The sequence below is a fragment of the Pseudomonas lijiangensis genome (assembly GCF_018968705.1).
Taxonomy (GTDB): Bacteria; Pseudomonadota; Gammaproteobacteria; order Pseudomonadales; family Pseudomonadaceae; genus Aquipseudomonas; species Aquipseudomonas lijiangensis.
The window spans coordinates 192601-204881 of record NZ_CP076668.1; the positions used below are offsets into that span (position 1 = coordinate 192601).

14 protein-coding genes are annotated in these 12281 nt (G+C 56.7%); 6 read left to right on the plus strand and 8 right to left on the minus strand.

Features of this window, described 5'->3' with window-relative positions:
* Nucleotides 1-43 precede the first annotated feature (43 nt).
* Both KQP88_RS00890 and KQP88_RS00895 read right to left on the minus strand, forming a co-directional pair.
* Nucleotides 44-559: a BRO-N domain-containing protein gene (locus KQP88_RS00890; protein WP_216704589.1), complete on the minus strand. Its 516-nt coding sequence runs from the start codon at nt 557-559 to the stop codon at nt 44-46.
* 552 nt (nt 560-1111) lie between these two features.
* Nucleotides 1112-2605, minus strand: a complete 1494-nt coding sequence (locus KQP88_RS00895; protein WP_216704590.1) for a YifB family Mg chelatase-like AAA ATPase — start codon at nt 2603-2605, stop codon at nt 1112-1114.
* A 645-nt stretch (nt 2606-3250) separates the two neighbouring features.
* Here KQP88_RS00895 and KQP88_RS00900 point away from each other — a divergent pair.
* Nucleotides 3251-4246 carry a hypothetical protein gene (locus KQP88_RS00900; RefSeq protein ID WP_216704591.1) on the plus strand — a complete coding sequence of 332 codons (996 nt, stop codon included), beginning with the start codon at nt 3251-3253 and terminating at the stop codon, nt 4244-4246.
* A gap of 23 nt (nt 4247-4269) precedes the next feature.
* On the opposite strand, the gene KQP88_RS00905 is transcribed toward KQP88_RS00900, so the two are convergent.
* Complete coding sequence (locus tag KQP88_RS00905; RefSeq protein ID WP_253950535.1) at nt 4270-4542, minus strand: hypothetical protein; 273 nt, start codon at nt 4540-4542, stop codon at nt 4270-4272.
* 417 nt (nt 4543-4959) lie between these two features.
* Here KQP88_RS00905 and KQP88_RS00910 point away from each other — a divergent pair, with 417 nt between their 5' ends.
* Nucleotides 4960-5502 carry a hypothetical protein gene (locus KQP88_RS00910; RefSeq protein WP_216704592.1) on the plus strand — a complete coding sequence of 181 codons (543 nt, stop codon included), beginning with the start codon at nt 4960-4962 and terminating at the stop codon, nt 5500-5502.
* Here the strand turns inward: KQP88_RS00910 and KQP88_RS00915 are convergent.
* Entirely contained in the window at nt 5474-5770 is a 297-nt protein-coding gene (locus KQP88_RS00915; protein WP_216704593.1) for an accessory factor UbiK family protein, read from the minus strand. The two genes, KQP88_RS00910 and KQP88_RS00915, sit on opposite strands and share 29 nt — an antisense overlap.
* A 421-nt stretch (nt 5771-6191) precedes the next feature.
* Here KQP88_RS00915 and glnK point away from each other — a divergent pair, with 421 nt between their 5' ends.
* The 4 genes from glnK (at nt 6192) to sutA (ending at nt 9000) form a co-directional block, all read left to right on the plus strand.
* Nucleotides 6192-6530 carry a P-II family nitrogen regulator gene (gene glnK / locus KQP88_RS00920; protein ID WP_002555808.1) on the plus strand — a complete coding sequence of 113 codons (339 nt, stop codon included), beginning with the start codon at nt 6192-6194 and terminating at the stop codon, nt 6528-6530.
* Nucleotides 6531-6563: 33 nt separating this feature from the next.
* Nucleotides 6564-7901, plus strand: coding sequence for an ammonium transporter (locus KQP88_RS00925; RefSeq protein WP_216704594.1), 1338 nt, complete (start codon nt 6564-6566; stop codon nt 7899-7901).
* Nucleotides 7902-8143: 242 nt separating this feature from the next.
* Nucleotides 8144-8569 carry a secondary thiamine-phosphate synthase enzyme YjbQ gene (locus KQP88_RS00930; RefSeq protein ID WP_200993702.1) on the plus strand — a complete coding sequence of 142 codons (426 nt, stop codon included), beginning with the start codon at nt 8144-8146 and terminating at the stop codon, nt 8567-8569.
* Between the two features lie 98 nt (nt 8570-8667).
* On the plus strand, nt 8668-9000 hold the full coding sequence (sutA, locus tag KQP88_RS00935) for a transcriptional regulator SutA (RefSeq protein ID WP_025257954.1): 333 nt from the start codon (nt 8668-8670) through the stop codon (nt 8998-9000).
* 114 nt (nt 9001-9114) lie between these two features.
* Here sutA and KQP88_RS00940 read toward each other — a convergent pair whose 3' ends face one another.
* The 4 genes from KQP88_RS00940 to dapF are packed head-to-tail and all read right to left on the minus strand — an operon-like array spanning nt 9115 to nt 12277.
* Nucleotides 9115-9804, minus strand: coding sequence for an HAD family hydrolase (locus KQP88_RS00940; protein ID WP_216704595.1), 690 nt, complete (start codon nt 9802-9804; stop codon nt 9115-9117).
* Entirely contained in the window at nt 9797-10696 is a 900-nt protein-coding gene (gene xerC / locus KQP88_RS00945) for a tyrosine recombinase XerC (RefSeq protein ID WP_216704596.1), read from the minus strand. Before xerC ends, KQP88_RS00940 begins: the two co-directional genes overlap by 8 nt.
* A 2-nt stretch (nt 10697-10698) precedes the next feature.
* Nucleotides 10699-11433, minus strand: coding sequence for a DUF484 family protein (locus tag KQP88_RS00950; protein ID WP_198728165.1), 735 nt, complete (start codon nt 11431-11433; stop codon nt 10699-10701).
* A 13-nt stretch (nt 11434-11446) separates the two neighbouring features.
* Nucleotides 11447-12277 (minus strand): diaminopimelate epimerase, encoded by an 831-nt coding sequence (gene dapF / locus KQP88_RS00955; protein ID WP_025257958.1) that lies wholly within the window; start codon nt 12275-12277, stop codon nt 11447-11449.
* Nucleotides 12278-12281: the final 4 nt, after the last annotated feature.

Here is a 12281-nt window from a genome sequence, read left to right on the forward strand (position 1 = left end):
ATTCGCTCCTACAGCCCGTGGGCGAATTTATTCGCGAACGGCTTCACGCCAATAATCGTCTCCACCACGGCGTCGCCTTCCCGACACCCTGACGTGACTGCTCCAGCAGAATCTCAGGCATGTCCCGCAGGCGTATCCATGGCTCGCTCTGCCAGTTCAGCAAACTCATCGACACGCCCGGCCAATGCATCAAACTCAGCGTTGGGCGTTGCGATGTGGGTGCCTGATCCATATCTCGCAACGTGGGCACGACATGGTGCTCCAGCCACTCACGCAACGGCCCGTTATGTGGCGCGTGATGATAGATCAACAAGGCGTAAGCCCCCGATTCGCTGACCATCAACGTTTCCTGCGTATCCTCATAACGTTTGAGCCACAGGGTTTTGCGCTGATCCGGCGCGAGCTTGCGAGTTCGGTATTCATCCAGAAAAATTCCCATCAAATGACCGAGGTCACGGGCGCAGAACCATGTCTTGTCTTGCAGGCGGATGGCGTGCAGATGGGCTTTGTGGCGGATGAAGAGGGTGGGGGTATGGGGTTGATTTATGGACTTATCCAAGAGCGCTTCTCCTAATGTGAAGCTGCCGCTTTTCGTCGCCAAACGATAAGGTGGCAGCTGTATGCAGGTTGGCGAACCGGCAAGGAGCGACCGGCAGACCCGAAGATCTCCCGCACACAGCGGCCATAACAAAATACAGGCGCAAATATGCCTGTTTTATATGGTCAGCGGTATGCCTCCTTAACCAGATCGCCAAATCCAGTAGCTGATTATTCAGCCGAGCAAGAGATTAGTGCTGTGCTTACCCAAGGGCTATCGGGGTTAAGCATGGCGTCTTCATGGATATATCTGTTCGTGTTGTAAGACCGATCTTTGGAGGTATTGCTTACTAGAATAGGTGTATCGGTCCCACTTCTTGGAGACTCTCCGAATTGTGGGAGGGGGCTTGCCCGCGACAGCGATCGAACCAACAAAACAGCCCTTGAAGACTCAAATCGTTTCATCACTTTGAGCCGAACAAGATAGGTGGCAGTTGTATGCAGGTTGGCGAACCGGTATGGACACCCGGCAGACCCGAAGGTCTCCCACACACAACCGCCATAGAAACCGATCTCAATTACTGGAAGGCCGATACTGCAACGCCTCGGCCAAATGCCTGCGATCAATCGCATCTTCCTGCTCCAGATCCGCCAGGGTTCTCGCCACTTTCAGCAACCGGTGCGCGGCCCGCAGCGACAAGGTCAACCGCTCGCAGGCCGTTTCCAGCCAGTTTTCATCCGCTGCCGACAACGGACAATGCTCGCGCAGCCCAGGCAGATCGAGAAAGGCATTGGCGCAGCCCTGGCGTCGTTGTTGGCGATCACGGGCTTTTGCCACCAAGGCAGCGGCGCTGGCAGTGTTATCGCCGGTTTGTGGTGTCGGGTTGAGGGCAGTGGCTTCCCGGGCGACAGTCAGATGCAGATCGATCCGGTCCAGCAACGGGCCTGACAGTTTGTTGCGATAGCGCTGGATCTGCTCGGTCGAACAACGACACCGCCCGGTGGGCTCACCCATATAACCGCACGGGCATGGGTTCATGGCCGCGACCAGTTGAAAGCGCGCCGGGAACCGTACCCGGTCCCGAGCCCGGGAAATCACGATATGGCCTGACTCCAGTGGCTCGCGTAAAACCTCCAGAACCCGGCGGTCGAACTCGGGCAACTCATCCAGAAACAAAACGCCGTGGTGGGCCAATGTTATCTCGCCAGGTTGAGGACGACTGCCACCGCCCACCAACGCCGGCCCCGACGCCGAGTGATGAGGTTGCCGAAAAGGTCGTTGCGGCCAACTGCTCAGCGGCACCTGACTGGCCACCGATTGAATCGCCGCCACCTCCAGCGCTTCGTATTCATCCAGCGGTGGCAATAGACCGGGCAGGCGACTGGCGAGCAGGGTTTTGCCCGTACCCGGTGGGCCGCTGAAAAGCAGGTTGTGCGCCCCGGCCGCAGCAACCACTAATGCGCGCTTGGCGGCGGTCTGGCCCTGAACCTCGCTCAGATCCGGATAAGGCTTGGGCTGATGCAAAAGCCCGCTGCTCTGATAAGGCGGGATGGGTGTGCGCCCATTGAAATGCGCGACCAACTCCAGCAGATGATTCACCGCAATGACCCGCAGCCCCGAAGCCAGACACGCCTCCTCGGCATTCGCCGCCGGTACGATCAGCGTACGCTCCGCCGCCCTGGCCGCCAGCGCCGCAGGCAACACCCCCTGAATCGACCGAATCGCCCCGGACAACGCCAGCTCGCCCAGACACTCCACCTCCTGCAATGCCAGCAACGGCAACTGCCCACTGGCCCCCAGCAACCCCAACGCAATGGCCAGATCAAACCGGCCGCCATCCTTAGGCAAATCCGCCGGAGCCAGATTGAGCGTGATCCGCCGCGCCGGAAAATCCAGCCCCGAATTGAGAATGGCGCTGCGCACCCGATCCTTGCTTTCCTTGACCGCACCTTCCGGCAAACCGACCAGCGTCAGGGTTGGCAGGCCGTTGGCCAGATGGGCTTCGACCGTAACGGCAGGTGCTTCCACGCCAACCTGGGCGCGACTGTGGACGATGGCGAGAGACATGATCTTCCTTGATAACGAAAGCCGCTTCCTGCGGTGTTGGGAAGGATAGATGGGGTTTGGGTGGGGTGGGAGGGTGGGGTTTTTGCTGGTTGTGTCCGTGTGTAAGGTTTCTGGGGCAAGTTTTTCATTCGCGTGTTTAGATGCCACTGCGGTGGCTCGCATCAGTTATGAGGTTATGTAATCAGTGATGCGTTGCTGGAAGAGCATGTTGAACGTGATCGACCTCCTCTTGCCTCCCTTCTGACAGAAACGGATCTTCAAGGCCATCCGTGTCAACCCCGAGGCATCATGGCCTCCACGGGCAGGCCGTGGCATCGGTTGAGCTCCGAGTTACCAAGAAGCAGCGCTCTCAGAATCGGCTAAAGCAGATGCTTACAGAAGCTCTCTTTTAAGCTTCTCCGCCCACAACTGCAACCTTGGACGCGGCCGCCCATAGCGACGGTTGCTAGCTGATATCCACAGTGAGGAGTACAACTAGGGAGACGTGCTCGCCCAGCTAGTCTGTCTGCTTGCTAATGTGTTCTCCTAAGCGGAGCCGCTTATGAACCGCTCGGGCATTGCAAAGCTACACCCAACCACTTAACGAAGATTACGCGCCGTAGTCTGCGATCATTAGATAACTATATTTTAAAGCCAGGAGGGCACATGAAAAAAAGTAACTCTAGGAATCATCACTACATCTCACAGGTAGAACAGCGCTTGAATGCGATTGACAAAACTGTAAAGCCAGAGAATCAACGCATTTATAAATTCAGCGTCCTGTCACACGTACCTGCTCAGATAAAAAACAACGACGCGACAGGGGTAAAAATCGAAAAAAATTTATCCCGAAAAGACCTATATGCACTCAAGACACTTGACGAAGGCGGGCAACATAATCTTGAAGACGCATTTTCAGCCTACGAAGACGGAATTTCTAAAATTACAAATTCACTTCTCAAAAAGATTGAAGACCCAGCAGCAGTAAATTTCGAAAATGAACTATTGCGCTTATACTGCCTAAAGTTAATAAACGTCATCAGAAACCCACACTGCATAAAAAGAACACTTGAGATGTTTAGGGAGCTGCATGGCGTATTACCTGGAAATGAGGTGCTGAAAGCTCACTTCATATCCCTTGACGGGGCCAATCGACCTCAAGTGGCACGCATATGCTCTGAATTTAATATATCAAAAGATGAGTACCTATCTTGGCTTAAATTAATATACCTACTAATTCTGCAACCCTTAGACCAAGGGCTGAACCTCATCGAGCACCTGATCAAGAGCGTTTTTGACAACAAAAATATATCCAAAGATTTTCACATATACCAATATAAAGACGACTATCAGGACGCAGGAGTTCTGATTTGCGACAGAGGGCTGATAGATCAGCAGCACATCGAAGGCGCTCAACTTCAAATGTTTAATTTGGATGCAAACACCTTCGTGACGGTGTTATTTGTCGATATTATCAATCAGAAAATAATCCCCATGCCTCCGGAATTTTCTGAGCTAAATTTCGGACAGGCAAATGTCGCAAAAATAAGTATCAAAAAAAATGATCTAGCCTCATTAGAGAGATACAACAATCTCTGTGTGGCAGTGGCACATTCGAATGTTTACTGCTCCAGCGCAAACCCTTACGGTGTGGTTGTGTAAGGTGTTGAGCCTTATGAAATTTCTTAATTAACAACCCAATGTAAAAAATTACCCCCCCCCTTCCACCAGAATTTTCCGAGATCAGCTGTCAGGGCAGCATCTATGGAGTTTCTTAGGGTGACTTCTGCCACGCTGAGCAGCGGGTAAAGTGCTGCGCAAACATGTGAATTCCATAGGTACGCGCCAACCAGTTCTGCGTCGTTTTGTGTAGAAAATACTTTGCTGTAGCTAGCAATTCTGTGTGAGCTGATCAGCTCATCAATCAGCAACGGCCTATACTGGATGTTGTGCGGCATACTCAGACTTCCCTCTCTGCGAGGCGCCTGTATAAAGTTGGGTTGACACGACTGTCAACTGCTCATAGCATTGCTCTACAGGTTGGCAATGAGCTCCAATGAGCGAAAGTTTACGACTCACTGCAAAGACCACGAAACACCTACCCCGGCCTCGAGCCGGGGTTTTCGTTTCTGGACAGTAGTCAATCAGCTGATATCTGAGGCGTTTTCTATGCCCATGCTCACGGCAGCCCCGCCGAGAGTTGTGGAGCCGCGTTTACAGCGACGGTGTCCGTTCTTTTTGCGGATATCCAATGCTTGGCGACGAGGATGCACTGCTCCTGAACCTTTCATCCCCCTCTCGTAAAGTCTTCTGAACACCCAGCTCCCGCACCGGTCACTCTCCATTCAACCCAACCAGAATGGAAACCACGACTTTTGCCAAGAATTCTGACTTCCCAGACCGCAGACGCAAGCAGCAATGCCACTGAACACGACGCCAAGATGTTCGGCTCCCCCAAGGACCGTCTGGATTTCTATCGAAAGGAGATCCAGTACGAAACCACGATCCTGGCCAACCGGACAGATGCCTACCTGACGGCGCAATCCTTTCTGGTGATTGCTTTCGCATCCTGCATGGCGAATCTCAATCCGGAGTGGGGCAAGTTGTTCACGTTATTCGTGCCGCCATTTCTGGCGTTGTTGGGGGCGATGAGTTCGTTGAATGCCTGGCCGGGGATTCGTGCGGCTTACGAGATCATCGATCACTGGCATTACAAGCAAAGCGAGTTGTTGCGCAGTGAGCCGATCATGGGCATCGCGTATGACGAGTCGCCGCTGTTCAACGAGCATGAGTCAACGCACAAGGGTTATCGCAAGGCGCTGCTGTTTTCGATGCGTACGCCCTGGATTTTTGCAGTTTTCTGGATTCTGCTCGGTGGTTGGGCGGTCTTTATTCAGGTTGTGGGGTTTGCGGGTTGATACCCCGATCCTGACCAGCAGCCCCAATCTTCTCTTCCATCTCCGCCACCTTGGCCTCCAGCGCCTCAAGACGAGCGCGCGTACGGGCAAGTACGGCCATCTGGCTGTCGAATTCTTCGCGGCTCACCAGATCCAGTTTGCTGAAGCCGCTTTGCAGCAGGGCTTTGAACTGGGTTTCGAATTCGTTGCGGGGTAGCGGAGTCTCGCCGTTGAACAGGCGGGAGGCGTGGCCACTCAGGGCGTCGAGGAAAGCTTTGGGCGCGAGCATGATGATTTTCCTGTATCAGATGGGCGGCAGTGTAGCACGCAGCATCTATAGTCATTTTCAGGGCACCGGCGATGCACAGTTATTGAGCGTGGGGGCGTGCACGAGTGCACTGTAGTTGTGCGTTGCGTGGTGACCAAAACGGGTCAGATGGCTGAAAAAGTGCTCAAGGCCCTGTATTTGATGAATATTCACGAGATGGCAAGCTTTCTGCTTAATGGCTTGTGACCCATGCACTGATGCAGTCGCTGTGACGAATGCAGTGCGGCAGGCGGAGCGGGGATGTGTTTCGTCAGAAGCGGTTTTCTGGAGTTGGTCGGGCCTTTAACTGGCCGCCGACGCGTTACAAAGCCAGGCACTGCGCTTAGACTTGAGTCGGGTTTGTTTTCCTGGGGCAAGTCCACCAATTCGGGAGAAAGTTTTCATGAAGCTAGTCACTGCCATCATCAAGCCGTTCAAACTGGACGACGTGCGCGAGTCGCTGTCCGAAATCGGCGTGCAGGGCATCACTGTTACCGAGGTCAAAGGTTTCGGTCGCCAAAAGGGACACACCGAGCTGTATCGCGGTGCTGAATACGTAGTCGACTTCCTTCCAAAAGTGAAGATCGACGTCGCTATCGATGACAAGGATCTGGATCGCGTCATCGAGGCCATCACCAAGGCTGCCAACACCGGCAAGATCGGGGACGGCAAAATTTTTGTTGTGAATCTGGAACAGGCTATACGCATCCGTACCGGCGAAACCGATACCGACGCCATTTAAGCCGCCAAACCCCACGCCCCAGGAGTAAACAATATGACTCTGCGTCAATTCGCAGGGCTAGGAGCCCTGTTGTCCCTCGTAACCCCTGGCCTGGCCATGGCGGCGGACGAAGTGGCAGCCCCCGTTCTCAACTCAGGTGACACCGCCTGGATGCTGACAGCCACCGCGCTGGTGCTGTTCATGACCATCCCGGGTCTTGCCCTGTTCTACGGCGGCATGGTCCGCTCCAAAAACATTCTTTCCGTGATGATGCAGTGCTTCGCCATTACCGGTCTGATCAGCATCCTGTGGGTCGTCTACGGCTACAGCCTTGCGTTCGACACCACGGGCATGGAAGCTGGCGTCGTCAACTTCAACTCCTTCTTCGGCGGTCTGGGCAAGGCGTTCCTGGCGGGTATCACGCCTTCGAGCATCACCGGTGCTGCGGCCTTGTTCCCTGAAGCGGTGTTCGTCACCTTCCAGATGACGTTCGCCATCATCACTCCAGCCCTGATCGTCGGTGCTTTCGCAGAACGCATGAAGTTCTCCGCGATGCTGATCTTCATGGGTATCTGGTTCACTCTGGTCTACGCGCCAATCGCCCACATGGTCTGGGGCGGCGTCGGTGGCCTGATGTGGGACTGGGGCGTTCTGGACTTCGCTGGCGGCACTGTCGTGCACATCAACGCCGGTGTTGCTGGTCTGGTTGCCTGTCTGGTGCTGGGCAAGCGTAAAGGCTTCCCGACCACTCCGATGGCTCCGCACAACCTGGGTTACACCCTGATCGGTGCTGCCATGCTGTGGATCGGCTGGTTCGGCTTCAACGCCGGTTCCGCTGCTGCTGCAAACGGCACTGCCGGTATGGCCATGCTGGTTACCCAGATTGCTACCGCTGCTGCTGCACTGGGCTGGATGTTCGCCGAGTGGCTGACGCACGGTAAGCCAAGTGCCCTGGGTATCGCTTCGGGTGTGGTTGCCGGTCTGGTTGCCATTACTCCGGCTGCCGGTACCGCAGGCCCGATGGGTGCCCTGATCATCGGTCTGGCCTCTGGCGTGATCTGCTTCTTCTGCGCTACCAGCCTGAAACGCAAGCTGGGCTACGATGACTCCCTGGATGCATTCGGCGTTCACGGTGTCGGTGGTATCGTCGGCGCGATCCTGACTGGCGTGTTCGCTGCTCCTGCACTGGGCGGTTTCGGTACTGTGACCGACATCGGCGCTCAAGTCTGGATTCAGTTCAAGGGCGTAGCCTTCACCGTCATCTACACCGCAATCGTGACCTACATCATCCTCAAGGTGCTGGACGTTGTCATCGGTCTGCGTGTGACTGACGAAGAAGAGTCTGTGGGTCTGGACCTTGCGCAACACAACGAGCGTGGCTACAACTTGTAATCAACCGTAGCTGCAGAAAAATGCCCGGTCTCCCCGGGCATTTTTTTTATCCTGACTTTGTGAACCATCCGCGCATTAGAGCTTCCATTGTCTGTGTCGTTAGCGATGATTGCGGCTTGTCGTGGCAGTGGCCTTAATGCTGTCATGGGCATGATCGTTAACTTGTGGATCAGCTTGTTTATTGCGCGCTTTGCTTTTTTCTCAGTCGAGTTAGAATGCGCGCCGAACGTGCGGAGAACGGTATGTGGCATCAATCCAGAATCACCCTCCGGGCAAGGCCCCGCGGGTTTCATCTGGTGACGGACGAGATACTTGCAGGTTTGCCTGAACTGCGTGGTTGTCGAGTCGGATTGCTGCATTTGTGGCTGCAACATACCTCGGCCTCGTTGACCGTCAACGAGAATGCCGACCCGGCTGTACGTCGCGATTTCGAACGCTTTTTCAGCCGTCTGGTCCCAGAGGGTACTGCCGGATATGAACATGACGACGAAGGTCCTGACGATTTGCCGGCGCATTTCAAGGCCAGTTTGTTAGGCTGCCAGTTGGTTTTACCGGTAACGGCTGGGCGATTGGCGTTGGGCACCTGGCAAGGTGTTTATCTGGGTGAGCATCGAGATGCTGGCGGTGCTCGCAATGTCCTTGCAACCCTTCAGGGTGAATGGACATGACCGCTGGTTTCAGCGGTGTTGAATTTTTTCCGACAGCCTTCGATTTTCAGGGTTGCTGGGCTATAACTAATCTGCTTTCGCAAGTCATGAGGTAGAACATGAGCGACGACGACAACGATAACGACGATCTGGTAGACGATCTGGAAGGTGAGGAAGACGGCGAGGAGCTTGCTGCTGCTCCTGAAGACGACGCTGCCGACTCTGATGATGGTGCTGAAGTCTCGGCTACACCTGCCAAGGGCAAGTCCAAGGCTGCAGTGTCGGTCGATGAGCTTCCCAGTGTAGAAGCCAAGAACAAAGAGCGTGATGCTCTGGCCCGTGCGATGGAAGAATTCCTCGCCCGTGGTGGCAAGGTGCAGGAAGTGGAGGCCAATGTGGTCGCCGATCCGCCCAAGAAGCCGGACAACAAATACGGTAGCCGCCCTATCTAAGGGGACAATGACCGTATGAGAAAAAGCCCGCTGTCGCTGCGGGCTTTTTCTTGGGCGATGCTTTTTGTAGGAGCGAATTTATTCGCGAATAAGCGGAGCGCCGCCCGATTGCTCCTACAGGCGTTTCAGGATCTCGGGCAACTGGTCCAGGCTGTGGATCTCGGCATCCGGTCTTTTCTCGGACTCCCAGACCTTGCCTTGCGGGTTGTACCAGATGGCGCGCAGGCCGGCGCGCTGGGCGCCTTCGATGTCGTCGCTGGGGTGGTCGCCGATATGGACGGCGCTCCCGGCATCGCTATTGCCACGCTTGAGCGCTTCCAGAAACGGTGCCGGGTCGGGTTTGCCGATGCCCAGGTCTTCGGCGCACAGGGCGAAGGCGAAGTAGTCTGCCAGCCCCAGGCGGCGAACATCGGCATTGCCGTTGGTGATGACGCCCAGGGTGAAGGTCTTGGCGAGGATTTCCAGTGTCGGCTGCACTTGCGGGAATATCTGCACCTGATGCCTGGCATGCAGGAACACTTCAAAACTCTCGTCAGCCAGCTCCTGTGCCTGTGAAGCGTCATAGCCTGCGTCCTGCAGGGCATGAAACAGCACCCGGCGCCTCTGGGCACTGATGCGGTGCTTGAGGGTCGGTTCGGCTTCGATCAGGCGTGAGCGGATTTCCCACAGGTGTTCGATCGGCAATGGTCCGAGCAGGGGTGCATGCTCGCCCAGCCAGTTGCGCAGCACCGTTTCGGCACTGGCGATGGCCGGGGCCGTGTCCCACAGGGTGTCATCGAGATCGAAAGTGATGAGTTTAATCATCGGCAACTCCTTTGCGCCTTGCGCGGGGGTGGGCGCTGTCGTACACGCTGGCCAGATGCTGAAAGTCCAGGTGGGTATAGATTTGCGTGGTCTTGATGTCGGCGTGGCCAAGCAGTTCCTGCACGGCGCGCAGGTCCTGAGAGGACTCCAGCAGATGACTCGCGAATGAGTGGCGCAGCATGTGCGGGTGCAGGTTTTGGCCCAGCTCGCGTTCCCCGGCGGTCTTGAGCCGTTTCTGGATCGCTCTTGGCCCCAGTCGCCGGCCTTGCTGGCTGACGAATACCGCATCGTCCTGCGGATTGGCCAGAGCGCGCAGGGGCAGCCAGGTTTCCAGGGCCTGACGGGCCTTGCTGCCCACCGGAAGCACGCGGGTCTTGCTGCCTTTGCCGAGTACCTGGACCAGCCCGTCGCTCAGGTCCAGTTGATCGAGATTCAGGCTCGTAAGCTCCGACAGGCGTAACCCCGAGGAATACAGCAGCTCCATGATGGCCTGATCGCGATGGGCCAGGAAATCGTCCTCGACTGCGCCGTCCAGAAGTTGCGAAGTGCGGTCGGTGTCGAGGGTCTTGGGCAGTCGCCGCTCGCCTTTGGGCGGCGCCAGGCCATTGGCCGGGTCATGCTCGCACAGGCCTTCGCGACACAGGTATTTGTAGAGCCCGCGCACCGCCGACAGCATGCGCGCCAGGCTGCGTGAAGACTGGCCTTGCTGGTGCTGGCGGGCAGTAAAGCTACGCAGAAGCTGGATATCCAGGTCTGCCCAGTTTGAAACGCCTGCCTTCCTGCTGAATTCGAGCACCTTGTTCAGGTCGCGTCGATAGGCATCCAGCGTATGAGGCGACACCTGACGCTCACTGCGCAGGTGAGTGCAGTAGGCGTCCAGATGCTGTTCCATGCCTAGCGAACCGAGCGTAGCGAATGAGTGAAGCGTGGCAGCAGGCGGCTCAGAACGTCGGCGATATAGCTGAGGAACAGGGTGCCGACCGAGCTTTTATAGTGCTGCGGATCGCGGCTGCCGATGGCAAGTACGCCGTGCAGGCCCAGATGGTTCAGGGTCACGATGGCGGTGGAGCCCACTTCCTTGCTTTGCTCTTCGCCGAACAGGAACGTCAGCTCATGCTCGCGCAATGCACCGCACACGGTTTTCTCGCCGATCAGGCCGCCAATGGCCTTCTGTGCATCGGCGCTGCTGACCCAGCGGCCCACGGGCATGGGGTTATCGCTGAACAGGACCAGGCTGACAAAGGGCACCTTGAATTCCTGGCGCAGGCTGTCTTCCACCGCGATGATCAGTTCATCCAGGCTGGTGGCGTCCATCATGGCGAGGTTGAGGCGTCGGGTTTTCTCGAACAGACGGTCGTTGTCGCGGGCTACATCCATCAACTGCGAGAGCCGATGACGCATTTCGATATTGCGTTCACGCAGCAGCTTGAGCTGACGCTCGACCAGCGAGACGGTATCGCCGCGCTGGTGAGGGATACGCATCGACACCAGCAATTCGTCGTGCTCGGCGAAGAAATCCGGTTGTTTGAGCAGGAAAGCGATAACCGCCTCTGCTTCAAGGTTTGGCACTGCGCTATCGGCAGGCGATTCGCTGGTGTTGTCGGTTGAAGCCGGAGGCTGATCGGTCATCGCATTTGCTCACTCATAGACGAACTTGGCCTTCGTAAACCCGTACTGCCGGGCCTGTCATCATCACAGAATGCCCCGGACCGGCCCACTCGATGGACAGGCGTCCGCCGGGCAGATCGATCAACAGAGGCGAATCCATCCAGCCCTGGCTGATGGCCGCTACGGCAGCAGCACATGCGCCGGTGCCGCAGGCCTGGGTTTCACCCGCGCCGCGCTCCCAGACGCGCAATTGTGCGCGCTGACGATCGATGACGTGAAGAAAACCCACATTGACCCGTGCCGGGAAGCGCGGGTGATGCTCGATCTTCGGACCCAGTTCATGCACCGGCGCGCCGTTGATGTCGTCCACCCGCAGGACCGCATGGGGATTGCCCATGGACACCGCAGCCAGCTCGACGTTCTGGCCGTCGACATCGACGTTGTAGCTCAGTGCCTGAGCGGGGGCCGTGAACGGAATGTCCTGTGGGGCCAGGCGTGGCGGACCCATGTCGACGCTGATCTGCCCGTCGTTGCGCACATCCAGTTCGATAATGCCGCTCTTGGTCTCGACCCGGATCTGGCGCTTGGCCGTCAGGCGCTTGTCCAGCACGAAGCGGGCGAAGCAGCGCGCACCGTTGCCACACTGCTCCACTTCGGAACCGTCGGAGTTGAAGATCCGGTAACGGAAATCCACGTCCGGATTGCTCGGCGCTTCGACGATCAGCAACTGGTCGAAACCGATGCCGGTATGCCGGTCGCCCCATTGTTTGGCGTGCTTGGGCAAGATATGCGCGTGCTGACTCACCAGGTCCAGGACCATGAAGTCATTACCCAGCCCATGCATCTTGGTAAAACGCAGCAGCATGGGT

Bases quoted from the DNA above. Each gene is read 5' to 3' on its own strand.
- KQP88_RS00895 (WP_216704590.1), bottom strand. From the start codon at position 2,605: ATGTCTCTCGCCATCGTCCACAGTCGCGCCCAGGTTGGCGTGGAAGCA.
- KQP88_RS00900 (WP_216704591.1), top strand. From the start codon at position 3,251: ATGAAAAAAAGTAACTCTAGGAATCATCACTACATCTCACAGGTAGAA.
- KQP88_RS00905 (WP_253950535.1), bottom strand. From the start codon at position 4,542: ATGCCGCACAACATCCAGTATAGGCCGTTGCTGATTGATGAGCTGATC.
- KQP88_RS00915 (WP_216704593.1), bottom strand. From the start codon at position 5,770: ATGCTCGCGCCCAAAGCTTTCCTCGACGCCCTGAGTGGCCACGCCTCC.
- glnK (WP_002555808.1), top strand. From the start codon at position 6,192: ATGAAGCTAGTCACTGCCATCATCAAGCCGTTCAAACTGGACGACGTG.
- KQP88_RS00925 (WP_216704594.1), top strand. From the start codon at position 6,564: ATGACTCTGCGTCAATTCGCAGGGCTAGGAGCCCTGTTGTCCCTCGTA.
- KQP88_RS00930 (WP_200993702.1), top strand. From the start codon at position 8,144: ATGTGGCATCAATCCAGAATCACCCTCCGGGCAAGGCCCCGCGGGTTT.
- sutA (WP_025257954.1), top strand. From the start codon at position 8,668: ATGAGCGACGACGACAACGATAACGACGATCTGGTAGACGATCTGGAA.
- KQP88_RS00940 (WP_216704595.1), bottom strand. From the start codon at position 9,804: ATGATTAAACTCATCACTTTCGATCTCGATGACACCCTGTGGGACACG.
- xerC (WP_216704596.1), bottom strand. From the start codon at position 10,696: ATGGAACAGCATCTGGACGCCTACTGCACTCACCTGCGCAGTGAGCGT.
- KQP88_RS00950 (WP_198728165.1), bottom strand. From the start codon at position 11,433: ATGACCGATCAGCCTCCGGCTTCAACCGACAACACCAGCGAATCGCCT.
- dapF (WP_025257958.1), bottom strand. From the start codon at position 12,277: ATGCTGCTGCGTTTTACCAAGATGCATGGGCTGGGTAATGACTTCATG.